General features: G+C 63.8%; 30 protein-coding genes and 2 tRNA genes. 21 read left to right on the top strand and 11 right to left on the bottom strand.

Annotated features, from left to right (window positions below):
- Positions 1 to 69: 69 nt before the first annotated feature.
- The 8 genes from trpE (at position 70) to LR961_RS16565 (ending at position 8,211) form a co-directional block, all read left to right on the top strand.
- Positions 70 to 1,545: an anthranilate synthase component I gene (gene trpE, locus LR961_RS16600; protein WP_232151039.1), complete on the top strand. Its 1,476-nt coding sequence runs from the start codon at positions 70 to 72 to the stop codon at positions 1,543 to 1,545.
- A gap of 122 nt (positions 1,546 to 1,667) precedes the next feature.
- The gene (locus LR961_RS16595; protein ID WP_332311039.1) at positions 1,668 to 3,728 is read left to right on the top strand and encodes an acyltransferase; all 2,061 of its coding nucleotides are present in this window, start codon (positions 1,668 to 1,670) and stop codon (positions 3,726 to 3,728) included.
- Positions 3,729 to 3,836: 108 nt separating this feature from the next.
- Entirely contained in the window at positions 3,837 to 4,421 is a 585-nt protein-coding gene (locus LR961_RS16590) for an aminodeoxychorismate/anthranilate synthase component II (RefSeq protein ID WP_232151037.1), read from the top strand.
- Positions 4,418 to 5,068, top strand: a complete 651-nt coding sequence (locus tag LR961_RS16585) for a LysE family translocator (protein ID WP_232151036.1) — start codon at positions 4,418 to 4,420, stop codon at positions 5,066 to 5,068. The genes LR961_RS16590 and LR961_RS16585 overlap by 4 nt, the downstream gene beginning before the upstream one ends.
- Positions 5,065 to 5,577 carry a DUF1543 domain-containing protein gene (locus LR961_RS16580; RefSeq protein ID WP_232151035.1) on the top strand — a complete coding sequence of 171 codons (513 nt, stop codon included), beginning with the start codon at positions 5,065 to 5,067 and terminating at the stop codon, positions 5,575 to 5,577. The genes LR961_RS16585 and LR961_RS16580 overlap by 4 nt, the downstream gene beginning before the upstream one ends.
- 15 nt (positions 5,578 to 5,592) lie before the next feature.
- A complete protein-coding gene (trpD, locus tag LR961_RS16575) occupies positions 5,593 to 6,630 on the top strand; it encodes an anthranilate phosphoribosyltransferase (protein ID WP_232151034.1) in 1,038 nt (345 codons plus the stop codon).
- A 67-nt stretch (positions 6,631 to 6,697) separates the two neighbouring features.
- Positions 6,698 to 7,492 carry an indole-3-glycerol phosphate synthase TrpC gene (gene trpC, locus LR961_RS16570; protein WP_232151033.1) on the top strand — a complete coding sequence of 265 codons (795 nt, stop codon included), beginning with the start codon at positions 6,698 to 6,700 and terminating at the stop codon, positions 7,490 to 7,492.
- On the top strand, positions 7,489 to 8,211 hold the full coding sequence (locus LR961_RS16565) for a haloacid dehalogenase-like hydrolase (RefSeq protein WP_232151032.1): 723 nt from the start codon (positions 7,489 to 7,491) through the stop codon (positions 8,209 to 8,211). The genes trpC and LR961_RS16565 overlap by 4 nt, the downstream gene beginning before the upstream one ends.
- Before the next feature lie 148 nt (positions 8,212 to 8,359).
- Here the strand turns inward: LR961_RS16565 and LR961_RS16560 are convergent, their stop codons facing one another.
- Complete coding sequence (locus LR961_RS16560; protein WP_232151031.1) at positions 8,360 to 9,121, bottom strand: sulfite exporter TauE/SafE family protein; 762 nt, start codon at positions 9,119 to 9,121, stop codon at positions 8,360 to 8,362.
- A 499-nt stretch (positions 9,122 to 9,620) separates the two neighbouring features.
- Positions 9,621 to 10,310 carry a cAMP-activated global transcriptional regulator CRP gene (gene crp, locus LR961_RS16555; RefSeq protein ID WP_232151030.1) on the bottom strand — a complete coding sequence of 230 codons (690 nt, stop codon included), beginning with the start codon at positions 10,308 to 10,310 and terminating at the stop codon, positions 9,621 to 9,623.
- Positions 10,311 to 10,465: 155 nt separating this feature from the next.
- Between crp and speD the strand changes: the two genes are divergently transcribed.
- Both speD and LR961_RS16545 read left to right on the top strand, forming a co-directional pair.
- Positions 10,466 to 11,260, top strand: coding sequence for an adenosylmethionine decarboxylase (gene speD / locus LR961_RS16550; RefSeq protein ID WP_057506052.1), 795 nt, complete (start codon positions 10,466 to 10,468; stop codon positions 11,258 to 11,260).
- 147 nt (positions 11,261 to 11,407) lie between these two features.
- Entirely contained in the window at positions 11,408 to 11,722 is a 315-nt protein-coding gene (locus tag LR961_RS16545) for a multidrug efflux SMR transporter (RefSeq protein WP_232151029.1), read from the top strand.
- Between the two features lie 176 nt (positions 11,723 to 11,898).
- Here the strand turns inward: LR961_RS16545 and coq7 are convergent, their stop codons facing one another.
- Positions 11,899 to 12,543: a 2-polyprenyl-3-methyl-6-methoxy-1,4-benzoquinone monooxygenase gene (gene coq7 / locus LR961_RS16540; protein WP_232151028.1), complete on the bottom strand. Its 645-nt coding sequence runs from the start codon at positions 12,541 to 12,543 to the stop codon at positions 11,899 to 11,901.
- A gap of 201 nt (positions 12,544 to 12,744) precedes the next feature.
- On the opposite strand from coq7, the gene rplM reads away from it, so the two are divergent.
- Positions 12,745 to 13,173, top strand: coding sequence for a 50S ribosomal protein L13 (gene rplM / locus LR961_RS16535; RefSeq protein WP_057626427.1), 429 nt, complete (start codon positions 12,745 to 12,747; stop codon positions 13,171 to 13,173).
- Between the two features lie 2 nt (positions 13,174 to 13,175).
- Complete coding sequence (rpsI, locus tag LR961_RS16530; protein WP_232151027.1) at positions 13,176 to 13,568, top strand: 30S ribosomal protein S9; 393 nt, start codon at positions 13,176 to 13,178, stop codon at positions 13,566 to 13,568.
- Between the two features lie 399 nt (positions 13,569 to 13,967).
- On the opposite strand, the gene LR961_RS16525 is transcribed toward rpsI, so the two are convergent.
- Together LR961_RS16525 and LR961_RS16520 are read right to left on the bottom strand one after the other, a co-directional pair.
- Positions 13,968 to 14,042: transfer RNA gene (locus LR961_RS16525), tRNA-Gln, on the bottom strand.
- Positions 14,043 to 14,099: 57 nt separating this feature from the next.
- Positions 14,100 to 14,176 (bottom strand) — tRNA-Met (locus tag LR961_RS16520).
- 119 nt (positions 14,177 to 14,295) lie between these two features.
- Here LR961_RS16520 and LR961_RS16515 point away from each other — a divergent pair.
- The 3 genes from LR961_RS16515 to bfr all read left to right on the top strand — a co-directional run bounded on the left by LR961_RS16515 (position 14,296) and on the right by bfr (position 15,767).
- The gene (locus tag LR961_RS16515; RefSeq protein ID WP_232151026.1) at positions 14,296 to 14,904 is read left to right on the top strand and encodes an RNA pyrophosphohydrolase; all 609 of its coding nucleotides are present in this window, start codon (positions 14,296 to 14,298) and stop codon (positions 14,902 to 14,904) included.
- Positions 14,905 to 14,981: 77 nt separating this feature from the next.
- Positions 14,982 to 15,182, top strand: coding sequence for a (2Fe-2S)-binding protein (locus tag LR961_RS16510; protein WP_232151025.1), 201 nt, complete (start codon positions 14,982 to 14,984; stop codon positions 15,180 to 15,182).
- Positions 15,183 to 15,296: 114 nt separating this feature from the next.
- Positions 15,297 to 15,767 carry a bacterioferritin gene (bfr, locus tag LR961_RS16505; protein WP_232151024.1) on the top strand — a complete coding sequence of 157 codons (471 nt, stop codon included), beginning with the start codon at positions 15,297 to 15,299 and terminating at the stop codon, positions 15,765 to 15,767.
- Between the two features lie 18 nt (positions 15,768 to 15,785).
- On the opposite strand, the gene LR961_RS16500 is transcribed toward bfr, so the two are convergent.
- Genes LR961_RS16500 through LR961_RS16490 form a run of 3 tightly spaced genes read right to left on the bottom strand, consistent with a single transcriptional unit; the run spans position 15,786 to position 20,565 of the window.
- Positions 15,786 to 18,068, bottom strand: coding sequence for an ATP-binding protein (locus LR961_RS16500; RefSeq protein ID WP_232151023.1), 2,283 nt, complete (start codon positions 18,066 to 18,068; stop codon positions 15,786 to 15,788).
- Positions 18,069 to 18,071: 3 nt separating this feature from the next.
- Entirely contained in the window at positions 18,072 to 19,898 is a 1,827-nt protein-coding gene (locus LR961_RS16495) for an EAL domain-containing response regulator (RefSeq protein ID WP_232151022.1), read from the bottom strand.
- Between the two features lie 31 nt (positions 19,899 to 19,929).
- Positions 19,930 to 20,565 carry a DUF4126 domain-containing protein gene (locus tag LR961_RS16490; protein ID WP_232151021.1) on the bottom strand — a complete coding sequence of 212 codons (636 nt, stop codon included), beginning with the start codon at positions 20,563 to 20,565 and terminating at the stop codon, positions 19,930 to 19,932.
- 158 nt (positions 20,566 to 20,723) lie between these two features.
- Here LR961_RS16490 and LR961_RS16485 point away from each other — a divergent pair, with 158 nt between their 5' ends.
- From LR961_RS16485 to ampE, 6 genes are all read left to right on the top strand, one after another.
- The gene (locus LR961_RS16485) at positions 20,724 to 21,464 is read left to right on the top strand and encodes a DUF6776 family protein (RefSeq protein ID WP_232151020.1); all 741 of its coding nucleotides are present in this window, start codon (positions 20,724 to 20,726) and stop codon (positions 21,462 to 21,464) included.
- A 2-nt stretch (positions 21,465 to 21,466) separates the two neighbouring features.
- Complete coding sequence (locus LR961_RS16480; RefSeq protein ID WP_232151019.1) at positions 21,467 to 21,904, top strand: polymer-forming cytoskeletal protein; 438 nt, start codon at positions 21,467 to 21,469, stop codon at positions 21,902 to 21,904.
- Between the two features lie 32 nt (positions 21,905 to 21,936).
- Positions 21,937 to 22,323, top strand: a complete 387-nt coding sequence (gene erpA / locus LR961_RS16475) for an iron-sulfur cluster insertion protein ErpA (protein WP_232151018.1) — start codon at positions 21,937 to 21,939, stop codon at positions 22,321 to 22,323.
- A 25-nt stretch (positions 22,324 to 22,348) separates the two neighbouring features.
- On the top strand, positions 22,349 to 22,681 hold the full coding sequence (locus LR961_RS16470; RefSeq protein ID WP_232151017.1) for a hypothetical protein: 333 nt from the start codon (positions 22,349 to 22,351) through the stop codon (positions 22,679 to 22,681).
- Between the two features lie 114 nt (positions 22,682 to 22,795).
- Positions 22,796 to 23,704: an NAD(+) diphosphatase gene (nudC, locus tag LR961_RS16465; protein ID WP_232151016.1), complete on the top strand. Its 909-nt coding sequence runs from the start codon at positions 22,796 to 22,798 to the stop codon at positions 23,702 to 23,704.
- 69 nt (positions 23,705 to 23,773) lie between these two features.
- On the top strand, positions 23,774 to 24,661 hold the full coding sequence (gene ampE / locus LR961_RS16460; RefSeq protein WP_232151015.1) for a regulatory signaling modulator protein AmpE: 888 nt from the start codon (positions 23,774 to 23,776) through the stop codon (positions 24,659 to 24,661).
- 160 nt (positions 24,662 to 24,821) lie between these two features.
- On the opposite strand, the gene LR961_RS16455 is transcribed toward ampE, so the two are convergent.
- From LR961_RS16455 to LR961_RS16445, 3 genes are read right to left on the bottom strand one after another with little or no spacing between them, the layout of a single operon-like run.
- Positions 24,822 to 25,202 carry a DUF2752 domain-containing protein gene (locus tag LR961_RS16455; RefSeq protein WP_232151014.1) on the bottom strand — a complete coding sequence of 127 codons (381 nt, stop codon included), beginning with the start codon at positions 25,200 to 25,202 and terminating at the stop codon, positions 24,822 to 24,824.
- 39 nt (positions 25,203 to 25,241) lie between these two features.
- Positions 25,242 to 25,550, bottom strand: coding sequence for a CD225/dispanin family protein (locus LR961_RS16450; protein ID WP_232151013.1), 309 nt, complete (start codon positions 25,548 to 25,550; stop codon positions 25,242 to 25,244).
- Positions 25,551 to 25,579: 29 nt separating this feature from the next.
- Positions 25,580 to 25,939, bottom strand: coding sequence for a hypothetical protein (locus tag LR961_RS16445; RefSeq protein WP_232151012.1), 360 nt, complete (start codon positions 25,937 to 25,939; stop codon positions 25,580 to 25,582).
- Positions 25,940 to 25,999: the final 60 nt, after the last annotated feature.

Here is a 25,999-nt window from a genome sequence, read left to right as displayed (position 1 = left end):
GCTGGTGGCGATGGTGGCCCGTTGCCGTCGTCCGTCCCGCCACCGTCGTTTCCCGGAAGGAAAGCCGTCTTGATCTCGCAAGAGCAGTTCCAGCAGCAGGCCGCTGAAGGCCACACCCGCATCCCCGTCGTCCGCGAAGTGCTGTCCGACCTGGACACGCCGCTTTCGGTCTATCTGAAGCTCGCCGACGGCCCATTCACTTATCTGTTCGAATCGGTCGAGGGCGGTGAGCGCTTCGGGCGCTATTCGATCATTGGCCTGCCGGCCCGCCGCATCTACAGCTTCCGTGGTCATACGCTGGAAGTGAGCGAGCTGGGCGAAGTGATCGAACGCCGTGAGGTCGCCGATCCGCTGGCCGAAGTGGAAGTGCTGCGTGCCGAGCATTCGGTGCCGCAGTTCGAAGATCTGCCCGGTTTCACCGGTGGCCTGGTCGGCTGGTTCGGCTTCGAGTGCATCCAGTACATCGAGCCGCATCTGGGGGCGGGCGACAAGCCCGATGAACTCGGCACGCCGGACATCCTGCTGATGCTCTCCGAAGAGCTGGCGGTATTCGACAACCTCAAGGGCCGCCTGTACCTGATCGTGCATGCCGACCCCGCGCAGCCGCAGGCCTGGGCGCGTGCCAACCGCCGCCTGGACGAACTGTCGCATCGCCTGCGCCAAGCGGGCGCCGGTTATCCGCAGGCGCAGGTGTCCGATGCGATTGATGAGCAGGACTTCAAATCGTCCTTCACCCGCGAGCAGTACCATGACGTGGTGCGCAAAGCGCAGGAATACGTGCGTGCCGGCGACATCTTCCAGGTGGTGCCGAGCCAGCGCCTGCGCGTGCCATTCCGTGCGCGGCCGATCGACGTTTATCGCGCGCTGCGTGCGTTGAATCCGTCGCCGTACATGTACTTCATCGATGTTGGCGACACACAGGTGGTGGGTTCCTCACCTGAGATCCTGGCGCGCCTGCGCGATGGCGTTGTCACCGTGCGCCCGATCGCCGGTACCCGCCCGCGTGGTGCCACGCCGGAGCTGGACCAGGCACTGGAAGCCGAGCTGCTGGCCGACCCGAAGGAACGCGCCGAGCACGTGATGCTGATCGACCTGGGCCGCAACGACGTCGGCCGCATCGCCGAGCCGGGTACGGTCAAGGTGGGCGAGCAGTTCGTGATCGAACGCTACAGCCATGTCATGCACATCGTCAGCGAGGTCACCGGCACGCTGAAGGCCGGCCTGAGCTACAGCGACGTGCTGCGCGCGACCTTCCCGGCCGGCACCGTCAGCGGCGCGCCGAAGATCCGCGCGCTGGAGATCATCCGCGAGCTGGAGCCGGTCAAGCGCAACGTCTATTCCGGCGCGGTCGGTTACATCGGCTGGCACGGTGATGCCGATACCGCCATCGCGATCCGCACTGCGGTGATTCAGGACGGCCATCTGTACGTGCAGGCCGGCGGCGGCGTGGTCTACGACTCCGACCCGGATGCCGAGTGGCACGAAACGATGAACAAGGGCCGCGCGTTGTTCCGCGCGGTGGCGCAGGCGGCGAAGGGGCTTTAAGCAGTTTCCGAATGACTTGGGCCGTCGTGCCAGGGTTGGTGGAAGTGGACGTGCCGTTCCGGCGAAAGAGCATTGCCTCATTCTGCGCCGGCCTGATGAATATGGATTGATCGTCAAGACCAATGAATAAAACCGATAACAAGTACATGCCGCACGTTGATGGACTCCGGTGCGTGGCAGTCATGGCTGTTCTGCTGTTCCATTTCGGGGTCCCGGGAATGGGCGGCGGATATGTCGGTGTGGACATATTCTTCGTCATCAGCGGTTACCTGATCACGTCGATCATAATCAACGAAGTACTGAGTACCGGAGGCTTCGATTTCAGAAGCTTCTATGTACGTCGCATTCGGCGAATCCTGCCTGCACTGATCGCAACTCTGATCGTGACGACAATCTTTGCCTTGATAAGTCTGACACCGACGGACCTGGTTGCTTATGGGAAGTCCTTGCTGGCGTCAGCGATATCCTTGTCCAATCTGCTGTTCTGGTCGGAGAGTGGATACTTCGATGCGGCAGCACAGACAAAGCCACTGCTGCACACCTGGTCACTTAGTGTTGAGGAGCAGTTCTATCTGATCTGGCCGGCATTCCTGTACTTCTGCTATCGCGGGTTCGGCAGGCGCGGGCTCTTGTGGGGGATCGTCGGCGCAGGCTTGGCCAGCTTTGCCGCCAACTACCTGGTGGTTGCTGCACGCGATGTCGATTTCAGGTCCGACCTGTTCTTTCTCCCGCATTTCCGGGTGTTTGAATTTGCCATTGGCGCGCTTGGCTATTTTCTGATCAAGCGGCTCCCATCTTCCCGGCCATTGCACGAAGCAATGATGGTGTTGGGAATGGGGTTGATGGTGTACTCGATCGTCGTGTTGGAAGAAGGGGATGTTTTTCCTTATGTGAATGCGATTGCTCCGTGCCTGGGCGCGTTGCTGGTGATCACAGCCAGGAACTCGACGGGAGCCCGGTTGTTGCTTGGGAATCGGGTTGCAGTGTGGTTCGGGAAAATCAGCTATTCGCTCTATTTGACGCATTGGCCCATCGTTGTGTTTGTGGGGCAGTACATGCTTGCGGCCTCTTGGGGCGTGCGATTTGCAGCCATGGCGTCGCTCTCGCTTGTCACGGCCCTGGTGCTCCACCACTTCATTGAAGTTCCGTTCCGGTACGCGAAGCCATCCGGCCCGATGCGTATCCCGGCGCGACGCATACTCGTCGCCTCGCTGCTCTGCAGCATCGTTGGCGCGAGCTTCTTCCTGTCTGACGGTATGACCTGGCGGTACAGGTACTTCATTCCAGGGGCGATGGCTCAGGAGCGAAGCGGAGAGATGGTCCCGATATCAACCGGGGAAGCTCCGAGCCACAAAGAGCCTGGACCGCACGATAGTGGTCCGTTCAAGCCCCTGGGGGCCGCCGAAATAGAAGCCGGGAAGGCAAGGAGATTCGAGGCGCTTGCCGGAGCATGCAACATCAGTTCGTTGGAAGATCCCTCGGCGTGTGGCATGGACAGGCCGAAGCAGGTTCTGATCTTCGGCAACTCGCATGAGCCGGATGCATTCAATGCATTTGATGAGATCTATGGGAAGGACCCGCGTGTAAACCTGATCAGCTTCGGGACCGTGAACGATTGTGAAGTCGTTCTGGGTGACGCCCTCTTTTCGTCTCCCACAACCCAGCTGGCTTGCGACAAGCGCTTCTCAGTGCTGAATAACGATCAATTCCTTCAGGCATTGGACGTCGTTGTGTACAACACGCACCAGGGCTTTGACCCGGTTGCTCGTGATCTCTGGCGCGTGCTTGAGATCATCAAGAAGAGAAATCCATCCATCAAGATCATGGCGATCGGATCCTATCTGCAGACGGCGATGGATTGTGCCTCGCTCTACAACAGATACGGGAGCTACGAGGCATGCCGGGCTCCGGAAGCTGTTAATTACTTCAATCCGGACGAAAGAGTGAATACGACCGTTCCCCAGGTGCAGACGCTCGGCTACGTGTACATCAGCAAGTATGCGTTGCTCTGCAAGGAGCAGAGGCTCCAGGGCTGTCTGGTTTATGCAAACGGTGAGCCGGCTTTCTATGATCAGCACCATCTGTCCAGAGGGTTCGCTCGTTATCTGGGGCAGAGGTTGGCAGAAGTGCACCGGTCGGAACTGGTTGAACTGGGACTTCCTGACCCGGTGAAGATGGATTGATACAGAGTTTTTGAATGTGTCCTCGCTCATGTCGCGGGGCGAGGACATGGCAGGTGGCGTAGCCAACCTGCATCCCGAACATGGATTGAATGAGTAAAGAGCATCCGCATGCTACTGATGATCGACAACTACGACAGCTTCACCTTCAACCTCGTGCAGTACCTGCAGATGCTGGGTGCCGAGGTGAAGGTGGTGCGCAATGACGCGATGAGCGTCGAACAGATCGCTGCGCTCAAGCCTTCGCACATCGTGGTTTCGCCGGGGCCGAAGACGCCCAACGAAGCCGGTGTGTCGCTGGAGGTGATCCGCCAGCTCGGCCCGACGATTCCGCTGTTCGGCGTGTGCCTGGGCCATCAGAGCATCGGTCAGGTGTACGGCGGTGACGTGATCCGTGCGAGCAACATCATGCACGGCAAGACCTCGCCGATCCGCCATGAAGGCAAGGGCGTGTTTGCCGGCCTGCCGGACCGCTATGAAGCCACCCGCTACCACTCGCTGGTAGTGGACAAGAACACGCTGCCAGCCGAACTGGAAGTCACCGCCTGGACGGAGAATCCGGACGGTTCGATGGAGGAGATCATGGGCCTGCGCCACCGCCAGTACCCGGTGGAGGGTGTGCAGTTCCATCCCGAGTCCATCCTCACCCAGCACGGCCACGCGCTGATGAAGAATTTCCTGGATCGCACCTCGTGATCGAGCCCTCGCAACTGCTGCTGTTCATGCTGGCCGGTTGGGTGCTGAACCTGACGCCCGGCCCGGACGTGCTGTACATCATCAGCCGTTCGCTGCGTGGTGGACGTCGTGCCGGTTTCGCCGCCATTGCCGGCATCAGTGCCGGCTGCCTGGTGCATGTGACGCTGGCGTCGCTGGGCTTGGGTGTACTGCTGACCACGTCGGCGACGCTGTTCACCGCGATCAAGTGGATCGGCGCGGCGTACCTGCTGTGGGTGGGCGTGCGCCTGCTGCGCAGCAAGGGCGGTCCGGACACCTTGCAGGAAAGCGTGGATGCGACCAGCGGCGGTGCGGGCTCGTGGTGGCAGGTGTTTGCCGGTGGCTTCCTCACCAACGTGCTCAACCCCAAGGTGGTGCTGTTCTTTCTGGCGTTCCTGCCGCAGTTCATCGCGCCTTCGGTGCAGAACAAGACGCTGGCCTTCGCGATGCTGGGTTTGATTTTCACCGTCAACGCGTTGCCGATCACCACGATGTACGTGTTGCTGGCTGATCGCATGCGCACCAGCCGTTGGGCGGCACGTGGCATGCAGTGGTTGGACAAGGTGGCCGGTGTGCTGTTCATCGGTTTCGGCGTGCGCCTGGCAATGAGCGCGAGGCCGATGCCGTGAGCAATGCCGATCTGCGCCTGTTCGTGGTGATGCTTGGTGGCCGCCATGCACGCGCCAATACCGAAGTGCATGACGTTGTTTTCGCCGTGGCATCCAGTATCGAGCAGAGCTACGAACAGCTGCGCCAGCAGTGGTTCGGCGAGCCGGCCGGGCTGCACCTGGATTCATGGATGACCGTGGACGGCGTCGAACAATGGCTGGTGCGCCTGTCCAGCGAAGCGCCGGCCGCTGATGTACCGAAGCTCTACTTCGTGAATCTTGGTGGTTATGTCGCAGGTGCGTTCGGCGAAGACCATCGCTATCTACTGGTGGTCGCAAACGACGCGGTGGAAGCCAAGCGCAAGGCCCTGCACCAGGCGCAGGCGGAGTGGATCAAACCGCACCGCGACGCGCTGCTGGAAGTGGACAGCTGCCTGCCGGTGGGTCCGATTGCTGGCCTGCACGTGCAGCTGGTTCCCGGCGCGCATACCGGCATCCAATGCCAGAGCGACTACATCGTTATTTCCTGAGTTACCGGAGTTGTCATGACCATCACCGCGCAGGAAGCCCTGCAACGCACCATCGAGCACCGCGAAATCTTCTTCGACGAGATGGTGGACCTGATGCGGCAGATCATGCGTGGCGAAGTCTCGCCGACCATGACCGCCGCCATCCTCACCGGCCTGCGGGTCAAGAAGGAAACCGTCGGCGAGATCGCCGGTGCGGCCACGGTGATGCGTGAGTTCGCCCTGCCGGTGGCGGTCGAAGACAAGAGGCACCTGGTCGACATCGTCGGCACCGGCGGCGACGGCTCGCACACCTTCAACATTTCCACCTGCTCGATGTTCGTGGTGGCTGCGGCCGGCGCCAAGGTGGCCAAGCACGGCAACCGCAGCGTGTCGTCCAAGTCCGGCAGCGCTGATGCGGTGGAAGCGCTGGGCGCGATCATCGAGCTCAACCCGAAGCAGGTGGCGCGCGCCATCGAACAGACCGGTATCGGCTTCATGTTCGCGCCGATGCACCACCCGGCGATGAAGGTGGTGGCACCGGTGCGCCGTGAGATGGGCGTGCGCACCATCTTCAACATCCTCGGCCCGCTGACCAATCCGGTCGGTGCCACCAACATCCTGATGGGCGTGTTCCATCCGGACCTGGTCGGCATCCAGGCGCGCGTGCTGCGCGAACTCGGTGCCGAACGTGCGCTGGTGGTGTGGGGGCGTGACAACATGGACGAGATTTCGCTCGGCGCCGGCACGCTGGTCGGCGAGCTGCGCGACGGCAAGGTACGCGAGTACGAAATCCATCCGGAGGATTTCGGTATCGCCATGTCGGCCAGCCGCAATCTGAAGGTCGCCAACCCGGAGGAATCCATCGCCATGCTGCGCGGTGTGCTCGACAACGAGCCCGGCCCGGCCAACGATATCGTCGCGCTCAATGCCGGCGCGGCGCTGTACGTGGCCGGCGTGGCCGACAACATCGCCGATGGTCTGGCGCGTGCCCGCGCGGCCATCGCCGACGGCAGTGCCCGTGCTCGCATGGAACAGTACGTCGCCACCAGCCGTACGCTGGCCGCAACCCTTTGATTTCTTGATTGTTCACGCCCTCCCGATCACCCGCGCAAGCAATGCCCGTCTTCCAGGAAGCAGAACCATGAGCGACATCCTCAACACCATCCTCGCCCGCAAGTCGCAGGAGGTGGCCGAGCGCAGCGCCCGCGTGCCGCTGGCCGAGCTGAAGGCGCGCGTGGCCGATGCTTCGCCGGTGCGCGGCTTTGCCAATGCGTTGCAGGCGGCCATCGCCAACGGTGACCCGGCGGTGATTGCCGAGGTCAAGAAGGCCAGCCCGTCCAAGGGTGTTATCCGCCCGGACTTCCGCCCGGCCGAGATCGCGGTGAGCTATGAGTTCGGCGGCGCCAGCTGCCTGTCGGTGCTCACCGACGTGGATTTCTTCCAGGGTGCCGACGCTTACCTGCAGGAAGCGCGCGAGGCCTGCACGCTGCCGGTGCTGCGCAAGGATTTCGTGATCGACCCCTACCAGGTGGTCGAGGCGCGCGTGCTGGGTGCCGACTGCATCCTGCTGATCGTCTCGGCGCTGGACGACCGCCAACTGGCCGAGTTGTCCGACCTTGCCATGCAGCTGGGCATGGACGTGCTGGTCGAAGTACACGATATCGACGAGCTGGAACGCGCCATCCAGGTGCCGGTGCCGCTGGTGGGCATCAACAACCGAAACCTGCGCACCTTTGAAGTGTCGCTGGAGACCACGTTGTCGATGAAGAACGCAGTGCCGCGCGACCGCCTGTTGGTCACCGAAAGCGGCATCCTCGGTCCGGCCGACGTGAGGCTCATGCGCGATGCCGGCGTCAATGCTTTCCTTGTCGGAGAAGCCTTCATGCGCGTGGAAGAACCGGGCGAGGGCCTGCGTCAGTTATTCTTCCCCGCATGACCGAGCCTTACCCCGTTCCCCGCGACGACGCGCAACTGGTCGTCTTCGACTTCGATCACACGTTGTACGACGGTGACTCCGGCAGCCACCTGTTCGCGTGGCTGATCAAGCGCAATCCGCTGCGGATGCTGGCGGCATTGCTGATCACGCCCATCGCCGGCCCGCTGGTGGCGATGCTGCCGACCCGTCGGGTCGGCATCTCCGCCTACGTGTGGGTGGCTACGTTTGGCTTGCACAAGGCGCGTGAGTTCAACTGCGTCATCGATCAGTACGTGCTCAAGCATGAGGCGGAGATCCGCAGCAAGCTGCTGCCGCATGCGTTGGAAGTGTTTGCAGCGCACCGCAAGGCTGGCGATCGTGTGGTGGTGGCCACCGGTGCGCCGCCGGAGCTGGCCCGCGCGATCCTGGCCTTCGTCGCCCAGCAGGGCGTGCCGGTGATCGGCAGCGAGGTCGGCCCGCGCCTGGGCGCGGTCGGCGCCACTCGCCACTGCCACAACGAAGAAAAAATGCGCATGCTGCGCGAGCGCGGTTATGGCGACATCGCCATCGCCTATTCGGACAGCACCGCCGACCTGCCGCTGCTGAAGGCCGCCAAGGCCCCGGTGGTGGTCAATCCCAAGCACTCGCGTGTGGCGTACTTCGGCAAGGTGCTGCCGGCCGGCACGCCAATCCTCAACTGGGGCTGTGTCTGCCGCGGCGGTGATCCGCTGCCGAAGTAAGGGTGAGCGCCGGAACTCCCTTCTCCCGCGCGGGGTGAAGGCATGCGGCATACGAGCCATTGGCTCGCGCATGGCTGAACGCCACGCACGCTGTGCGTGGCCGAGGTGCGCAGCTAGGTGCCCGAAGGGCGATGAAGACGGTTTGCCGTCAGCCAGCGCGTAGCTTCAGAAGCGCCGTGCCGATCTGGAACAGGCTGATCGACAGCACCAGCACGCCCACCGCGACCAGCACCCAGCGCTCCTTGACCCGCTTCACCAGCAACGCCGCTACCGGCGCGGCCATCATGCCACCGACCAGCAGGCCGGCAACGATGGACAGATGCTGCATGCCCATCGTCAGCAGGAAGGTGGCCGATATCGACAAGGTCACCACGAACTCGGCCGCGCTCACCGAACCGATCGTGGTGCGCGCGTGGCCGCCTCGCGCCAGCAGCGTGGACGTGGCCACCGAGCCCCAGCCGCCACCCCCACTGGCATCCAGCAGGCCGGCGACAAAGCCCAGTACCGGTACCCGCTTCACTTCCTTGCGCGAGGCGAACCTTCCTGCGGCGCGGGCCAGGATGAAGAGCGCCAGCACCAGCAGGTAAAGGTAGATGAAAGGTCGAATCACATCGCCCGGCAGCTGGGTCAGGACATAGGCACCGATGGCACCTCCCACCGCACCGGGCAGGGCCAGGCGCAGGAACAGGCGCTTGTCGACGTTGCCGGCAACCAGATGCGACACACCGGACGCGCCACTGGTGAAGACTTCGGCGGTATGCACGCTGGCACTCACCGCAGCCGGTGGCAGCCCCATGCTCAACAGCACCGAGGAGGAAATCAGTCCGAATGCCATCCCCAGGGCACCGTCCACCAGCTGTGCGCCGAGGCCGATCAGGATGAACCAGTAAAACTCGCTGCCAAATTCCATCGGGCCAGCCTGCGGGCTGGGGCAGGGCAGGTCAAGGCAGCGGCCCGATCAGGCCAGTCGCGATGGCCCGCAACTGCGTCTTAGGCCGGGGTAATCCCTGCCGACATGCAGGCAATTCGGAGATCAGAGAACGGGTAGACCTGCTCCGGCCAGCGGGAAGGTAGTCGCGCACCGCATCAGGTCTGAAGTCGTCTTTGCTGAATTGGACACGGGCTGCTGAGGGGGAACAGGAGAACAGCCGGCCAAGGCGCGGGGCATGCGTGTGCTCAAATCCGACCAGCGAAGGAGCTTTCGTGCGGTCTATCAGAGCAGGAGCCCCCTTTAGTAAAGGGGGCGCGCCGACAGGCGTGGGGAATTGGGAGCTGTTGAGCCGGGGCCGCGTCTCAGCTGCAACCGGGGCGCCATAGCGTTTGCCGCGTCGCCACGCGTCGCTTTGCCGCCGCAGGCCTCATGGCAGGCGGGGCTCGGCAAACATTGGTGACACCCGTGAATACGGGTGTCACCGCGTCCCGTACAGGACTACCGTCTTGCCGCGCGCATGCAGGATGCCGTCGGCCTGCAGCTTCTTGAGTACGCGCCCGGCCATTTCGCGCGAGCAGCCGACCAGACGGGCGATCTCCTGGCGGGAGACGCGCAGCTGGGTGCCCTGCGGGTGGCTCATCGACTCCGGCTCCTTGGCCAGGTCGTGCAGGGTACGGACGATGCGGTCGGTCACGTCCAGGAAGGCCAGACGGCTGGCTTTGCGGCTGGTGTGCAGCAGGCGGCGGGAGATCTGCGAGCCGATCGCGTACAGCAGCTTGGGCGCGTCGGTCGACAGCGGCCCGAGAAACAGCTGGTGCAGGCGCTCGTAGCTGATTTCGGCCAGCTCGCAGGGGGTTCGGGTGCGCAGGATGACTTCACGCTTGTCCGATTCGATGAACAGGCCCATCTCGCCAACAAACTCGCCGGCGCCGAAGTAGCCCAGCACCAGTTCGCGGTCGTCCTCTTCCTCGGCAATGATGCTGACTGAGCCGCTGATCACGTAATACATGGTCCCGGCCGGATCCCCGGGGCGGAACACATCGGTGCGGGCGGGGTAGCGACGGCGGTGGCTGTGAGCCAGGAAGCGGTCGATGGTGGCTATATCCAGAGCCAGTGGACTGGAGGCGAGGCGCACGTTTGACACGGAGTTGGCGTTCCCTGGGCTCATGGTTGGCGTTCACACAGAATGTTGAACTTGCTTAATGGCCAAGCTTAACGAGCCTAGCCAGTCGGGGCAAACCCTACTTGGTAGGGATCACATATCACAGGCGGGCTACTTTGCCCCATAATTGATCCTTTCCACCATCTACAGGATCGACCGCCGTGGTCAAGCCGCTGCCTCGCCTGAGGTTGCAAGGGTTCAACAACCTCACCAAGGCCCTGAGCTTCAACATCTATGACGTCTGCTATGCGCGTACCGAAGAGGAGCGCCAGCGTTACATCGAGTACATCGACGAGGAATACAACGCCGATCGTCTCACGCAGATTCTCACCGATGTGGCCGAGATCATCGGCGCAAACATCCTGAACATCGCGCGTCAGGACTACGATCCGCAGGGTGCATCGGTCACGATCCTCATTTCCGAGGAGCCGGTGATCGACAAGAAGGCGGCAGGCAAGGAGTTGATCTCCGATGCTGTTGTCGCGCACATGGACAAGTCGCACATCACGGTTCATACCTACCCGGAAACGCATCCGCAGGAAGGTATCGCCACGTTCCGCGCCGACATCGACGTGGCTACCTGCGGCGTGATCTCGCCGTTGAAGGCGTTGAACTACCTGATCGAAAGCCTGGAATCGGACATCGTGATCATGGATTACCGTGTTCGCGGTTTCACCCGTGACGTGAAGGGCAAAAAGCACTACATCGATCACAAGATCAATTCGATCCAGAACTTCCTGGCCAAGAACATCAAGTCGCGTTACGAGATGTTCGACGTCAACGTCTACCAGGAAAATATCTTCCACACGAAGATGCACCTGAAGGACTTCGACCTGGACCAGTACCTGTTTGAAGAGAAGGCCAAGAACCTTTCCTTCAAGGAGCGCATGAAGATCGAAGCGCTGCTGCGCCGTGAGATCGAAGAGCTGTTCCACGGCCGCAACCTGGCCGAGTAAGCAAGCCTCAAACGCGAAGGCGGCCTGGCCGCCTCCGTGACAACAGGCGGGACGGCCCGCCCTGCATGCAATGCAGACGTTTGCCGACGGCGGCCCGGTGCGTACATCGGGCCGCCGTCTTTTTTTGTTTTGTAAGGAAGTTTGGAAATGCCCTGGATTTATCTGCTGCTTGCCGGCGTGTTCGAGATCGGCTTCGCACTGGGCCTGAAGTACAGCGAAGGTTTCACCCGGCTGTGGCCCAGCGTGGCCACCGTGGTGATGGCGGGCATCAGCCTGTGGCTGCTGACCCAGGCGCTGCGCACCATCCCGGTGGGTACCGGCTATGCGATCTGGACCGGAATTGGCGCGCTTGGCGTGGCGATGGCCGGTATCGCGCTGTTCGGTGACAGCGCCTCGTGGCCGCGTTTGTTGTGCATCGGCCTGATCGTGTCCGGCGTGATCGGCCTGAAGCTGGTCAGCTGAGCCACCGCTTCGTAGAGCCGGGCCACGCTCGGCGGGAGCTTCATCAGTGATGCCCCAGCGGAGCACGGCTCCGCTCTACAGCCATGTCCCGGTAGTGCTGAGCCGCGCACGGCGGGCGGCTATCCAGCATTGCCCCGAAGGGGCGTGATGTCGCAGCATCCGGGAAGGGGCGTTCCTCAAATCCGGTAGGCCACCGTTTTCATCGCCTTGGACGCGAGCGCCATCACCGAGGGAATCGGGAACGGCAGTTTGCGTGCACCTGCGTGCTCGGCATGTTCAGCGTGGCGGGCCTCGTCGAGCTTCATCACCTTGAGGATTTCGCGGCTGCGCTGATCAGCGGCCGGCAGCGTCTCAAGGTGCTCGTCCAGATGGGCTTCCACCTGGCGCTCGGTTTCCACCACGAAGCCCAGGTTCCAGCCGTCGCCGCGCAGGCCGGCGAGGGTGCCGATGGTGTAGCTGCCGGCATACCAGAGCGGGTTGAACAGGCTGGGGCGACTGCCCAGTTCGCGCAGGCGGTCGGCGCACCAGCTCAGGTGGTCGGTTTCCTCCTGCGCGGCTGCCAGCAGGTGCTCGCGGGTGGCCGGGTCGCGGGCCACGGCTGCCTGGCCGAAGTACAGCCCCTGGGCGCAGACCTCACCGACGTGGTTGATCCGCATCAGGCCGGCCGCGTGCCGCGTTTCGGCGGGCTCCAGTGCCACTTCCGGGGTGTCGCCGGCCGGATTGGGGCGGGCTGCGGCTGGATTGCCGAACACCGTGTCCAGCGCGCGCTGGGCTTCGGTCAGCAGGTGGTCCAGGGGAGTCTGAACGCGGGCAGTGATCATGGTTGTCACGACGGTCGGGGGTGTCCGGATTCTCGCCTCTGGGTCCAGGCCTGCCAAGGGCGGGCTGAGCGGGAGCCGGGGGTCAAGTTGCGTCTGCGGCCCTGGGCCGGTACAATCCCGCGCTTCTGTTTCACCTTCACAACGCGTGGCAGAGTTCCGGCAGCCCACCGCCGCAATGAGCCCGACCTACTAGAGTTCTTTATGAGCACTTTCACTGCAAAGAACGAGACCGTCCAGCGCGACTGGTACCTCGTTGACGCCGCCGGCAAGACGCTGGGCCGTCTGTCCACCGAGCTGGCTCGCCGCCTGCGTGGCAAGCACAAGCCGGTCTACACCCCGCATGTTGACACCGGTGATTACCTGGTCGTCATCAATGCCGACAAGATCACTGTTACCGGCAAGAAGCTGAAGGACAAGAAGTACCATCGCTTCACCGGCTACATCGGTAACCTGAAGACTGAGTCTCTGGAGCAGGCGCTTGAGCGTCACCCGGAGCGCGTGATCGAGATCGCCGTCAAGGGCATGCTGCCGAAGGGCCCGCTGGGCCGTCAGATGTACCGCAAGCTCAAGGTCTACGCCGGCACTGAGCATCCGCACGCCGCACAGCAGCCGCAGGTTCTGGATATCTAATCATGGCTATCACTCAAAACTACGGCACTGGCCGCCGCAAGTCCTCCACCGCTCGCGTGTTCCTGCGCAAGGGCGCCGGCAACATCACCGTCAATGGCCGTCCGCTGGACGAGTTCTTTGGCCGTGAGACTGCGCGCATGATCGTGCGTCAGCCGCTGGAACTGACCAAGAACACCGAAACCTTCGACATCATGGTCACCGCTGCTGGCGGCGGCACCACCGGCCAGGCCGGTGCGATCCGTCTGGGCATCGCCCGTGCGCTGGTCGAATACGACGAAACCCTGAAGTCCGAGCTGCGCAAGGCTGGCTTCATGACCCGTGACGCCCGTGAAGTCGAGCGTAAGAAGGTCGGCCTGCACAAGGCACGTCGCGCCACCCAGTTCTCCAAGCGCTGATCCATCGCGCCTGGCGTGGGGTTCTTCGGAGCCCCGCTGGGAGGAAAGCAAAAGCCCGGCTTCGGCCGGGCTTTTGTCGTTTATGGGGTTCGGGATTGGGGCGGGGCTTGAGGCGAGGCCGGGTTCGGAGTCAAAGCCAAAAGCCAAAAGCCAAAAGCCAAAGCGCTCCTCTCCTGTTCTTCCCTTCATGTTTGGTCGGAAAGGGCGGGTGCTGCCGCGGTCGTCGCGTTGGGTGTGCTGGCCGGGTAATTCACTCCCTCCGTTGTGCGTAGCGCGGGAGCGGGGTGTTTTTGGCTTCTGGTCGTTGTTTGGGTTTCGGCCCATCCTGCATCCGGCTTTTGAATTCACGAATTCCAGGCAAAAGAAAAGGCCCGATCTTTCGATCGGGCCTTTCAGGTTTGGCTGCCCCGGATGGATTCGAACCACCGAATGCCTGAGTCAGAGTCAGGTGCCTTACCGCTTGGCGACGGGGCAAAAAACAGGCGACTATTGTCGCATTTCCCTGAGTGTTTGCCAATGTATGGCAAGCGTTGGTGGCTATGGGTGGACTCGAACCACCGACCCCAGCATTATGAGTGCTGTGCTCTAACCGGCTGAGCTACATAGCCTCAGGGAGCCGGCAATTCTGGAGATATGAAGAAGAACTGTCAATAGTTTTTTCTTCGCTTGTGGCCCGGGCAAGGCCATGGCAGAGTCCCCGGCAGTAGAAATTTTAGGAGTCCGCATCGTGATCGATCCGGACGGCTATCGACCGAACGTCGGCATTGTGCTGATGCGGGAAGACGGGCAGGTGTTCTGGGCACGACGTGTGCGCCGGGACGGCTGGCAGTTCCCGCAGGGTGGGATGAACACCGACGAGACGCCTGTCGAGGCCATGTACCGCGAGCTGCAGGAGGAAACCGGCCTGCTGCCCGAACACGTCGAAGTACTGGGGGCAACCCCCGGTTGGCTTCGCTATCGGCTGCCCAGCAGGGCGATCCGCCGCAATGAACGCCAGGTGTGCATCGGCCAGAAGCAGGTCTGGTTTCTGCTGCGACTGACCGGCGATGAGGCGCACGTGCGCCTGGATCAGACCGACACGCCTGAGTTCGACCATTGGCGCTGGGTGGATTTCTGGTACCCGGTGGAGCATGTGGTGATGTTCAAGCGCGGCGTTTACGCGCGCGCGCTGCGGCATTTGGCGCCGATGGCCCGTGGGGTTGCTGGTCCGGGAGTACAGGCGATGCCGGCCTCCGCGCTGGAGGCCTGGTTGCCGGGCAACACCGCTGGCCATGACCGGCCGCGCAAGCGCCAGCGCCGTCAGGGGCCGTGGCGCAAGAAGATTAATAATGATTAACAACGGAAATTGACAACCATTCTCGTTTGGGATTGAATGCCCTCCAGCCACTCAGGCTGCCTGAAGAGCATTGCACCGTGTACGTCTGCATCTGTAATGGGGTTACCGACAACCAGATCCGTGAAGCCGCCATTGCCGGCTGCGACAGCGTGGCCGAGCTGACCATGCGTACCGGTTGCGGCTCCAATTGCGGCTCCTGCCTGGACATGGCGGCCGGTCTTCTGGAGCAGGCGCGCGCCTTCCGCGACCTGCCTTTGCCGATGCTGCAGGCCGCCTGAGCCTGCCTGCCGTGGCGCCGGCTGGCGTGGCGGCTAATGATCACGATTCGCGTTCCTTCATCTTCCGCCTGCAAGCGGTAAAGTGCGCCCGTTCCAATTGCGGGAGTGCGCAAAATGAAAGGCGACGCCAAGATCATCGAATTCCTCAACAAGGTCCTCTACAACGAGCTGACCGCCATCAACCAGTACTTCCTGCACGCCAAGATGCTGAAGAACTGGGGACTGAAGGAACTGGCCGAACACGAATACAAGGAATCGATCGACGAGATGAAGCACGCTGACGTGCTTTCCGATCGCATTCTGTTCCTGGAAGGGCTGCCCAATTTCCAGGCGCTGGGCAAGCTGCGCATCGGTGAGAACCCGACTGAGATTCTCAAGTGCGACCTTGCGCTGGAAAGTGCCGGCGTGGTCGTGCTGCGCGAAGCCGTGGCCTATGCCGAATCCATTGGTGACTATGTCAGCCGCGAGCTGTTCGTGAAGATCCTCGATTCGGAGGAAGAGCACATCGACTGGTTGGAAACCCAGCTGGATCTGATCGAGCGCATCGGTGAGCCGAACTACCTGCTCACCAAGCTCGAGGACTGAGCCGGGTCTGACCCGGTGTTACTGCTGCGGGGCAACGCGGCCCCGCAGTCGCGCCTGGTAGTGCACCAGCGCCGCGCGCGCGCGCGTGGACTCGCTGATGACCAGGGCAACCCGTGCCGTCGGGTCGCCGAGCGTGCCGCTGCGGCTGGCGTGTTCCAGCCGTCGTGCGGCTTCGGACAGTGCCAGGGCACCGACATTGGCGCTGGATGACTTGAGGCTGTGAGCCAGCTCGCCCAGCCGTTGCGGATCCGGCACCACGGCCGCTTCCTGCAGTTGCCGCACCAGGTTCGGGGTTTCCCCGAGGAACATGTCGAGGATGGCGTGGGTTTCGTCGCCGGCGATGTCGAACAGTTCGTCCAGCACTGCGGTTTCCAGCGGTGGCGCCGTAATGCCTTCGATGGCGGATGAGGACTGCGGCGGGGTGGTGTTGGCAGGGGGCATGGCGGGTACTGTCTGGGGGACTTGGATGGTGCGTTTGAACGCTTGCAGGCAGGTTTGCAGCTGGGTGCGGGAGATCGGCTTGGGCAGGTACTCGTCCATGCCGCTGTCCAGGCAGCGCTGACGATCACCGGCCATGGCATTGGCGGTCATCGCGATGATGGGCAGGCGCGTGGTCGAGCCGCTGGCTGCCTCGTGGTCACGCCAGCGACCGGTGGCGGCATAACCATCAAGCACCGGCATCTGGCAGTCCATCAGCACCACATCGTAGGTCTGGCGATGCATCTTCTCCAGGGCGATGGCGCCGTTCTCGGCGGCTTCGGTCTGGCAGCCGATGACCTTGAGCAGCTTCTGCGCGACCAGCAGATTCACCGGGTTGTCTTCGACCAGCAACACCCGCATGCCAGTCAGATCGACGGCCGATGAGGTGTCCGGGGCCAGGATGATGACCGGCTCGGGTGGTTGCGCTGATGCGGCCGATGCGGTCAGTGCATCGCGCAATTGGCTGTCTGGAGCCTGGCGTGGCAGCACGCTGCTGTTGTGGCGCAGTTCTTCAGGCACCGGTGTGCTGCCGTACAACCACAACAGGCGTGGCGCGGCCGGCTTCATGCGGTGGAGAGCGCGCTGCAATGCGCTGGCGCTGTGCAGCAGGGATTCCAGGTCGCCAATGACTGCGTGCCAGTTGCCGGCGCTGGCAGGGTTGCGCAGGTGCGCCAGTGCTTCCTGCAGGTTGGCCACGGTCTGTGGCTGGAAGCCCCAGTTGGAAAGCAGCAGTTCCAGACGTTGACGCAGGCGCGGTTCGGGGCTGACCAGCAGCACCTTGCGGGCACTGCGCAGGTGTTCGGGCGGGTACAGGTCGCCGATTACCTTCAGTAGCGGGATCTCAAACCAGAACGTTGCGCCGCGCCCGCGTTGGGATTGCACGCCGACGCTGCCCTGCATCAGGTCGATGATGCGCTTGCAGATGGCCAGGCCCAGCCCGGTGCCGCCGTACAGGCGGGTGATGGAAGCATCAGCCTGGGTGAACGCCTTGAACAGCCGTTCCTGCTGGCTCTCGTCCAGACCGATGCCGGTGTCGCGTACCTCAAAGCGCAGCCGGTGCTGGGCCGGGGTCTCGCCCAGCCGCTTGACCCGCACCTGGATGCTGCCGCGCTCGGTGAACTTGATGGCGTTGACCAGCAGATTGCCCATCACCTGCCGCAGCCGCACCGGGTCGCCGCGCACGGACAGGCGCACGGCCGGGTCGATATGCAAAGACAGATGCAGCCCTTTGTGCTCGGCGATGCGCTGCATCAGTTGCAGCATGCCTTCCAGGGTCTCGCGCAGGTTGAAGGTGGTGACTTCCAGCTCCAGCCGGTTTGCCTCCAGCTTGGAGTAATCCAGGATGTCATCGACGATGCGGAACAGCTGCCGCGAGCTGTCCGTCGCGGTGGCCAGCATGTTGCGTTGTTCGAGGTCCAGCGGCCCCTGCGCAACCAACTCCAGCATCGGCAGGATGCCGTTGAGCGGAGTGCGGATCTCATGGCTCATGGTGGCCAGGAATTCGCCCTTGGCCAAGGTGGCGGCTTCGGCGGCCTGCTTGGCCTGCAGCAGTTCCTGTTCGAGCCTGCTGTGGCGCTGTTCGGACTGGCGCAGCTTGCTGCATTCCAGTGCCAGTTCTTCGCTGCGTGATTGCAGCACGCGGTTGGCGCGCATCTGCCCGCTGGCGCTGACCGCAGCCAGCAGTGCGGCGAGCACCGCGCTACCGCTGCCAGCGGTGATGAGTACAGGCGGCAGCTGAGGCACCAATGTCGCAGCGGCGGCGGTAGCGGCGCAGCCAGCAGCGAGCAGTGCCCAGCCACGTGTTCCCCCCGAAACGGCCATGGTTCAGAGCACCGCAGTCTGGAAATCGAAATTCAGCTCGGTGCCGACACGCTGCACGACGTTGCCCTGGATGAAATCCACCCCGCCCATCCACATCGCGGCAGCGGCCTGCGGGTCCTCGATCTGCTGCCCGATGATCTGCACGTTGGCGCGGTGTGCCAGGTCGATGCTGCCGCGCAGTTCGTCGCGCAACTGCTGGCTGGCGTGGCTGTCGGCGTAGCGCGAGGCCATGCGGATGAAGCCCAGCGGAAGCTGGGTCAGCAGCGCGTTGGCTTCGTGGCTGGGCTCGAACTGGCTCAGGCAGAACTGCACGCCTGCGGGCATCAGGCGCGCGCAGAACTGCTGCAGGCTCACGGCATGCACCAGCGCGTCGGTCAGGCGCAGGTCGATCACCAGGCCATTGCCGGCCACGCGGCGCTCGCCCAGTGCCTTGAGCAGCCAATCGGCATAGGCGCCACGGGAAAGCGTGCGCAGCGATTGGGAGACGAACAGGCGCATTGGGGGCTGTGCGTACTGGTGCAGGTGCAGCAGGCCGAGCGCATGTTCGACGACCTGCTGGTCAAGATCGGCAATGCGCCCGGCCGCTTCGGCGGCGGGAATCACCTGGCCGGCCGACAGCAGGCTGCCGTTGCTCTGGCGCAGCCGCAGCAGCACCTGGTACTGGGCGGTATCGCCACCGGCCACGGCGACGATCGGCTGGTAGGCGATTTCGAGCTGGCCTTCGAGCAGTGCCAGTTGTTCCTTGCCGAAGGTTTCATCCTCGGGCTTGTAGGCGGCGATGCCATCGCTGTTCAGGCGCGCACGCAGTGCGGTGCGCTCCATGGCTTCCAGTGCATGGTCGGAGTTGCTGAAACCCGAGGAAAGGCGGGCATGGCCGATGGCGCAGCGCAGGAACACCGACTCATCCTCACGCACCGAGAAGGGATGGGCTGACAAACCTTCGCGCACATGCTGCGCGAGCGGCGCCAGGGCGCCTTCATCGCTGCCACGGGCCAGCAGCAGGAAGCTGTTGTCGTTGAGACGGGCCAGCAGATGCGGTTGCAGGTTGTCGTACAGGCGACGCCCGGCCTGCACCATCAGCCGTTCGAAGCTGGCATAGCCGTAGCGTTCGCGCAGGCCCAGGGCGCTGGCGATTTCGATGAACATCAGCCCGCCCGGTTGGCCGGCCGCCAGTGCAGCCTGCAGCTGGTGCATCACGTTGTGGCGGGTGGGCAGGCCGGTTTCCGGGTTGTTCAACTGCGGGCCGGTTTCCACCTTGTTCTGCACCTGCAGGCGGCTGCGGCGGATGCGGTTGGCCACCGCGGCGACCAGGTGGCGTGGGCGGATCGGTTTGATCAGCACGTCGTCGGCGCCGCAGTCGAGCACTTCGAACTGGCGGTCCGGGTCGGCCTCGCCGGTGAGGAACACGATGGGCAGCAACTGCTGCTGCGGTTGCTGGCGGATCATCGCGGTCAGGCGCATGCCGTCCAGGCCGGGCATGTGCAGGTCCATCAGGATCAGGTCCGGCTGGTGTTCGGCAATGGCCTGCTGCACGCCTTCCACGTCCATCTGCACGAACGCCTGCATGCCGGCGCCATGCAGCACCGCCTGCGCGAACAACGCCTGCGAACGGTTGTCCTCCACGATCAGCACGCGGTACGGCGTGTCGTCAGCGATGGCCTCCGCGCTGCCCGGTGCGGACTGCGGGTCGTTGGCTGCGCTCTTGAGCTGGGCCTGCACCACCTCGGCCGGCGGCGCGTTGCGCACGCTCCAACGCTGCCAGTAGTCGGCTGGCGGGGTTTCCGCGCGAAGCGGACGCGAGGTTTGTACAGCCGTGTCGTTGCTTGCCATCGGTACTCCCGGTAGGCCGGGGATTATGCGTTCAAGGAGCCGGCGGGAGCGAGCGATCGCCGGAATTGTGCGTATTGGTCACCGCCGGTTCGGCGAACAGACGCTTGAGCCCTCGCCACAGCATGCGCCATACAAGCCAGACCACCAACGCGCCGACCAGGCTGGCACCCAGCACCACGATCAATGCCAGCCACGGATGGGCCACGGCCAGTGCCAGCCCGCCGATCACCAGTCCGTCTTCGGCCAATGACGCGAGCCAGTTGCTGGCCGGTTCCGGCGAGGTGTTCAGCAATGCGCGGGTGCCGGCCTTGAGGCCGTGGCTGGCCAGCGCCACGCCGGCGCCAGCTGCCAGTACCCCGGTACTCAGTTCGCCATTGGGCGAAAGTGTGGCGGCAGCGAGGAATGCGCCGGCCGGCACGCGGGTCAGGGTCTGCAGCAGATCCCAGATCGAATCCACGCCGGGAATCTTGTCGGCGAAGAATTCGGCGATGGCCAGTGCGCCGGAGGTGCCCAGGACCCACCACGATTCGGTTGCCTGCAGGGCCGGTGGAAGGTCGACCCAGCCCATCACTCCGGCCAAGCCTACGCCGAACACGGTGAGGTAGACGCGGATGCCAGCCAGCCAGGCCAGCAGGATGCCGATGACGAAAACATGGGCTTCAGTCATGGGAGGGCTCCGGCGAGGGACTGTGAGCAGAATCGCAACTATCGATGAAGGCTGCCGTGAATGCCAGTTGCCGCCTGGCAATGTGTCCGGTTGTACACTGCAACGTCGTTTCCTGACCGCGCACAGGCCTCGTCCATCGGCCGATTCCGGAGCCTGCCATGACCCAACGATCTCCTTCCCGTTTCCAGATCACTCCCCGCGGCAGCGGCAGCGCGCGCCCGGGCTGGGTGCCGATCGCCGTGCTCGCAGGCGCCTGGCTGCTGTCGCTGCTGCTGGTGGGCTGGCTGGCCGCGCGCTACGCCTCGCCTGATGCCGGTGGCCTGCGCAGCAAGCTGGACCAGAGCGAGCAGCAGGTCCAGCAACTGCGTACCCAGATCGAGGAGCTGCGGCAGCGGCAGGCCACGCTGGAGGCGTCGGACAGGATCAGCCGCGCGGCCAACAACGAAGTGCAGGTTTCGCTGGCCGAGCGCGATGAGGAGATCGCCGGCCTGCGTGCCGACGTGGCGTTCTACGAGCGGCTGGTGGGTTCCACCAGCCAGCGCAAGGGCTTGAACGCACACTCGGTGGAGTTCACGGCCGAGGCCGCCGGCACCTGGCATTACAGTGTGGTGCTGACCCAGAATCTCAACCGTGGCGCGATCAGCAAGGGCCAGATGCGCTTCTCGGTGGAAGGGGTGAAGGACGGCAAGCTGACCACGGTCAGCTGGGATGAGCTGCACCAGAACAAGGGCGTGCCGGGCCAGGAATATTCGTTCCGATATTTCCAGCAACTGGACGGGAGCGTGATGCTGCCCCGGGATTTCACACCGCAACGTGTGCGAGTCTCTCTGTCCGGGCCTGGGGGGGGCGCGACACAGACTTTTGATTGGAAACTCGCCGGCAGCGGCAGAGGGGAGTAGGCATGTTCGGTAACAAATCCAAGCGCGACGCTGAAGTGTCGGTGGATGCCCTGATCGGCTCGCAGGTCGAGATCCGTGGGGATGTGATTTTCAGCGGCGGTCTGTACGTGGACGGTCGCATCAGCGGCAAGGTGATGGCCGAGGAAGGCTCCAACGCGGTGCTGACCCTGGCTGAACACGGCTTCATCGAAGGTGAAGTGCGTGCCAGCGTGGTGGTGATCAGTGGCCGCCTGGAAGGCGACGTGCATGCCACCGAGCGGGTCGAACTGACCCCGTCGGCGCGTGTTACCGGCAATGTTCATTATCAGACGGTGGAGATGAGCGCTGGCGCGCAGCTCAACGGCCGCCTGGTGCATTCCGGTGCGATGGCTGCGCTTCCGGCGCCGGAACAGAAGCCGGCAAACCAGAAATCAAAGAAAGCTGAAGCCGCCGAAGCTTGAATCAGCCCCGGCCCGCCCCCATGCTGGGCCGTATGAGTACGCTAGTTTCCCTGCCCGGCGCGCAGCCGGCGCCTGATTACCAGTCCCTGGACCGCCCGCTGAATTTCACCGCAGCGGCGGCGGCCAAGGTGCGAGAGCTGATCCAGGACGAAGGCAACGATGCGCTGGCCCTGCGTGTGTACATACAGGGCGGCGGTTGTTCAGGCTTCCAGTACGGTTTTGAGTTTGACGAAAACCGTGCCGAGGATGACCTGGCGGTGGTCACCGAAGGCGTGACCCTGCTGGTGGACCCGTTGAGCCTGCAGTACCTGATGGGTGCGGAAGTGGATTACAGCGAAAGCCTGACCGGCGCGCAGTTCGTGATCCGCAACCCGAACGCCCGTACCACCTGCGGTTGCGGCAGCAGCTTCGCGGTCTGAAACAAGCGGTTGGCCGAAACAACAGATGTCGTTGAATCTCGAAGAACAGTTCCACGCGGCCATGCTGCATATCCATGAGCAGGCCGCTCGACTCAAGCCTCCCTACCGCGCGACCCGTTTCCGCCAGCTGGTGCTGAGCAGCGGCGGCAAGGCCGCTGCCGACCAGTTGTTGGCTTCGACCAGCGCCTCGGACGGCTTCACCGAGCTGTTCCTGCGCGGGCGTGAAAACCTCAAGCTCAGTGTCGAGTACCTGGTGCTGCAGGAACCCTGGAAGGCGCTGTTCTCCGAAGAGCAGCTTGCCGTCGCCCGGCGGCGTCTGCAGGACGTGGGCATCGCCTTGCCCGACGCCGTGACCTGAGCGCCGGTGCCGGCAGCGCACAACGCCCGGATTCGCCCGAACGAATGACTGGCCAGCAATAAAGCTGGCCGTTCGCGCTTGCGATGGACACGCTTTGGCGGCAGGCTCTGTTGGATGTCCAATCCTGATTCTTCTTTTTCCGGATATGCGTTTGCCGGTGCGCCGCTGGATCGTGGCGATACCCTGCGCGACGACCCCGACGCATTGAACCGGCTGTGGCCCGATGCACAGGTGCTGGTGCTCGACGCCGACGGCACGGCGTTCGCCAATGCCGATGGGCAACCTTTCCCCATTCTTGGCCGCGAGCTGGGCGGTGGCCCTGGTGCGGCGGTGTTCCTTGGCCTGACCGCTGATCGCCGCGCCTGGTTCGTGACCGAAGCGGGAACGATCACTTTGCGCGCGCCCAACAGGATGGACCTGCGCCAGGCCGCCGCGCAATGGCCGGCCGAGGTGGCCGACGTGTTCTGCTACGCGCGGGGCATGTCCTACTGGCATTCGCGCAACCGCTTCTGCGGCGTGTGTGGCGGCGCGGTGCGCTTCGGTCGCGCCGGCTTCATCGGTCATTGCGACCAGTGCCGCACCGAGCACTACCCGCGTGTGGACCCTGCGGTGATCGTCGCCGTGGAGAATGCTGGCCGCCTGCTGCTGGGCCGCCAGTCCAACTGGGCGCCGCGCCGTTATTCGGTACTGGCCGGGTTTGTGGAGCCGGGCGAAACCTTCGAGCAGACCGTTGCGCGCGAGGTGTTCGAGGAATCGAAGGTGCGGGTGATCCAATCGCGCTACATGGGCACCCAGCCGTGGCCCTTCCCGGGCGCGCTGATGGTGGGTTTCTTCGCCACCGCGCATGCCGATGTGCCTGCCGTCGACGGCGAGCTGGAGGATGCGCGCTGGTTCAGCGCCGAGGAAGTGGCGGCGGCGATGCGCCGCGAAAGTGTCGATGACGGGCAGGGCATCCTGCTGCCACCGCCGATCTCCATCGCCCGCACCCTGATCAACCACTGGCATCGCCAGCAGCTGGCCTGAGGGCGGGATGGCCTTGATTACGCGCCGTTGGCGCAGGCAGGGCCTACAATCCCGGATCGGAGGAAATCCATGTTCACGACCCTGGTAGCGGTGATCGCAGCATTGGTGCTGGGCCATCTGGCCCCGTCATTGATGACCGCGCTGCGCGATTGGCGCTGGTACGAGCGCTGGTTGGCCTGGTTGCAGGCGCATGCCGGGCAATCGGCCAGCAGCCGTTATGGCCTGGCGTTGGCCATCGCTCCCTGTGTGCTGCTGGTGGCGTCACTGCAATGGCTGCTGGATGAGCGCCTGTACGGCCTGCCGTCGCTGTTGTTCGGCGTTGCGGTGCTGGCGCTGTGCTGGGGCCCGCGTGACCTGGACCGTGATGTCGAGGCGGTGATCGATGCCGATGATGCCGGCAGCCGCGATGTGGCCATCGCCAACATGCAATCGGCGGGCGGCAGCATGCGCCAGGACGCGCCGTCGCTGGTCGAGGCCACGGTGGTCGATGCGCTGCGGCGCTGGTTCGCACCATTGTTCTGGTTCCTGCTGCTGGGGCCGCTGGGCGCAGTGCTGTATCGCCTGCTGGCGCTGGCCGTTCAGGGGCCGGCAGCGACGCAGGTGGCTGCTGCCAGTCGCGAAGGTGGCAGCCAGGTATTGGCGCTGCTGGAATGGCCGGTGGCGCAGCTGATGACCTTGACGATGGCGCTGGTGGGCAACTTCGACACGGTGTTCACCACCTGGCGACAGAGCGGTGGAAACCGTTGGGCGCTGGAGCTGGGCTTCCTGGGCCGCGCGGCGCGGGCGAGCGTGGGCGTGGATCTGGTGGAAGAGGCCGATGAGGCGCGTCTGGAAGGGCTTGAGCCAGTGGACGAACGGTATCCCGAGCTGCGCGATGCGATGAGCCTGGTATGGCGCATGCTGCTGCTGTGGATGGCGCTGCTGGCGTTGTTGGTGATCGCCGGTTGGGTCGGCTGATCCACGGCCCGAAGCGTGGCCACCAGGGAAGGCCGGTGCTGGGCGTGTGTCCGGCTTCCGAAGGTACGAGCCCTTGGCGTTCGCCAGGGCTAAGCCGGCGAGTGGAGGCACCCAGGCCGGCTGCTGACAGCCGTGTTCCCCAGGATCGCGCGGGGCGCTGTCAGCCCGGCGCGAGCAGCGTGAAGGGAAACCACGGCAGGTTGCGGGCGATCCAGTAGCTGGGTAGCAGCACAAGCCAGAGTTTGGGTTCCATGACCCAGCGCATCAGCGGTTGCAGCCAACGTGGTTGCCATCCTGCCGACCACAGCGTCATTACCGGGATCAGGCCCAGCACGATCAAGCCCAGTGGATTCATCGACAGCGCGCCCAGCACGTCGCCGTGGACAAGCGCATGCAGTGCGCGGGTAAGCCCGCAGCCAATGCAGTAGTGGCCGGTGATGGCGTAGAACATGCACGGTGGGAACGGATTGCCGGCGACGTTGGGATCAAATGTCCACAGCAACGCCACGCCGGCCGGGACGGCGACTGCCATCCCGGCCATTGCAAGCTTGTGGTTCGTTTTGAGTTCGAGCGCCAAGGCTTACTGGTACTGCTGCAGCATTTCCATGTAGCCGGCGCTGCCGACCATGGAGAAGTAGACGATGTTGATGATCAGGCCAAGGATGGCCAGAGCGGTTGCGACCCAGCACCAGGTCTTGGCGTTGTTGGATGCACGGCGAGCACCATCGATGTCGCCCTGGGCCAGCAGTGAATTGACCTTGCTGGAGAACACGATGGCGACGATGCCGACCAGGCCCAGCGGACAGCACAGGCAGGTAGCCAGGACGGTGGCGATGATCGACCACGCCAGGTGGTTGGGAATGCTGCTGGTGGGGTTGAGGGTGTTCATAGATTTCTCCGGTTTGATGGGTAAAGCGATCAGCGCGACTTACACGAATTTGCAGCGGTCAGTGGCGAGATGATCATCATGGCCACCCAGCACAACGGCCATGTGAAAAAGCCGATGATGATGAAGCACAGCAGGAAGTTGACGAAGGCCACCATCCAGTAGCCGAACATGAAGAGCAGGCCGGTGCCGACATTGCCGGCGTACATGTGGCCGATGCCGAACACCTGGAACAGCCCGGGGATGGCTTCCAGCAAGGCGGCCGTACCGCCGGATTTCTCCGGATGGTGGTAGTGATGCACCACCTGCGGTGCGGGCGGGGCGGCGTATGCAGCCGTTGCGGGCGGCGGTGGTGGTGCTGCCGGTGGTGCCGGTGATGCGGAACTGTCCATGTATTCCCCTGGGTCTGGTGGCGCGCCGCGCATTCCCCTGGCCGCACGCAATGGGACGTA

Origin of the sequence: Stenotrophomonas sp. SY1 (assembly GCF_021202945.1) — a bacterium.
Lineage (GTDB): Bacteria > Pseudomonadota > Gammaproteobacteria > Xanthomonadales > Xanthomonadaceae > Stenotrophomonas.
This window is presented reverse-complemented; position numbering and strand designations above follow the sequence as displayed.

Bases quoted from the DNA above. Each gene is read 5' to 3' on its own strand.
- LR961_RS16595 (WP_332311039.1), top strand. From the start codon at position 1,668: ATGAATAAAACCGATAACAAGTACATGCCGCACGTTGATGGACTCCGG.
- LR961_RS16590 (WP_232151037.1), top strand. From the start codon at position 3,837: ATGCTACTGATGATCGACAACTACGACAGCTTCACCTTCAACCTCGTG.
- trpD (WP_232151034.1), top strand. From the start codon at position 5,593: ATGACCATCACCGCGCAGGAAGCCCTGCAACGCACCATCGAGCACCGC.
- trpC (WP_232151033.1), top strand. From the start codon at position 6,698: ATGAGCGACATCCTCAACACCATCCTCGCCCGCAAGTCGCAGGAGGTG.
- LR961_RS16565 (WP_232151032.1), top strand. From the start codon at position 7,489: ATGACCGAGCCTTACCCCGTTCCCCGCGACGACGCGCAACTGGTCGTC.
- LR961_RS16560 (WP_232151031.1), bottom strand. From the start codon at position 9,121: ATGGAATTTGGCAGCGAGTTTTACTGGTTCATCCTGATCGGCCTCGGC.
- crp (WP_232151030.1), bottom strand. From the start codon at position 10,310: ATGAGCCCAGGGAACGCCAACTCCGTGTCAAACGTGCGCCTCGCCTCC.
- LR961_RS16545 (WP_232151029.1), top strand. From the start codon at position 11,408: ATGCCCTGGATTTATCTGCTGCTTGCCGGCGTGTTCGAGATCGGCTTC.
- coq7 (WP_232151028.1), bottom strand. From the start codon at position 12,543: ATGATCACTGCCCGCGTTCAGACTCCCCTGGACCACCTGCTGACCGAA.
- rplM (WP_057626427.1), top strand. From the start codon at position 12,745: ATGAGCACTTTCACTGCAAAGAACGAGACCGTCCAGCGCGACTGGTAC.
- rpsI (WP_232151027.1), top strand. From the start codon at position 13,176: ATGGCTATCACTCAAAACTACGGCACTGGCCGCCGCAAGTCCTCCACC.
- bfr (WP_232151024.1), top strand. From the start codon at position 15,297: ATGAAAGGCGACGCCAAGATCATCGAATTCCTCAACAAGGTCCTCTAC.
- LR961_RS16500 (WP_232151023.1), bottom strand. From the start codon at position 18,068: ATGGCCGTTTCGGGGGGAACACGTGGCTGGGCACTGCTCGCTGCTGGC.
- LR961_RS16495 (WP_232151022.1), bottom strand. From the start codon at position 19,898: ATGGCAAGCAACGACACGGCTGTACAAACCTCGCGTCCGCTTCGCGCG.
- LR961_RS16490 (WP_232151021.1), bottom strand. From the start codon at position 20,565: ATGACTGAAGCCCATGTTTTCGTCATCGGCATCCTGCTGGCCTGGCTG.
- LR961_RS16485 (WP_232151020.1), top strand. From the start codon at position 20,724: ATGACCCAACGATCTCCTTCCCGTTTCCAGATCACTCCCCGCGGCAGC.
- LR961_RS16480 (WP_232151019.1), top strand. From the start codon at position 21,467: ATGTTCGGTAACAAATCCAAGCGCGACGCTGAAGTGTCGGTGGATGCC.
- erpA (WP_232151018.1), top strand. From the start codon at position 21,937: ATGAGTACGCTAGTTTCCCTGCCCGGCGCGCAGCCGGCGCCTGATTAC.
- LR961_RS16470 (WP_232151017.1), top strand. From the start codon at position 22,349: ATGTCGTTGAATCTCGAAGAACAGTTCCACGCGGCCATGCTGCATATC.
- nudC (WP_232151016.1), top strand. From the start codon at position 22,796: ATGTCCAATCCTGATTCTTCTTTTTCCGGATATGCGTTTGCCGGTGCG.
- ampE (WP_232151015.1), top strand. From the start codon at position 23,774: ATGTTCACGACCCTGGTAGCGGTGATCGCAGCATTGGTGCTGGGCCAT.
- LR961_RS16455 (WP_232151014.1), bottom strand. From the start codon at position 25,202: ATGGCCGGGATGGCAGTCGCCGTCCCGGCCGGCGTGGCGTTGCTGTGG.
- LR961_RS16450 (WP_232151013.1), bottom strand. From the start codon at position 25,550: ATGAACACCCTCAACCCCACCAGCAGCATTCCCAACCACCTGGCGTGG.
- LR961_RS16445 (WP_232151012.1), bottom strand. From the start codon at position 25,939: ATGGACAGTTCCGCATCACCGGCACCACCGGCAGCACCACCACCGCCG.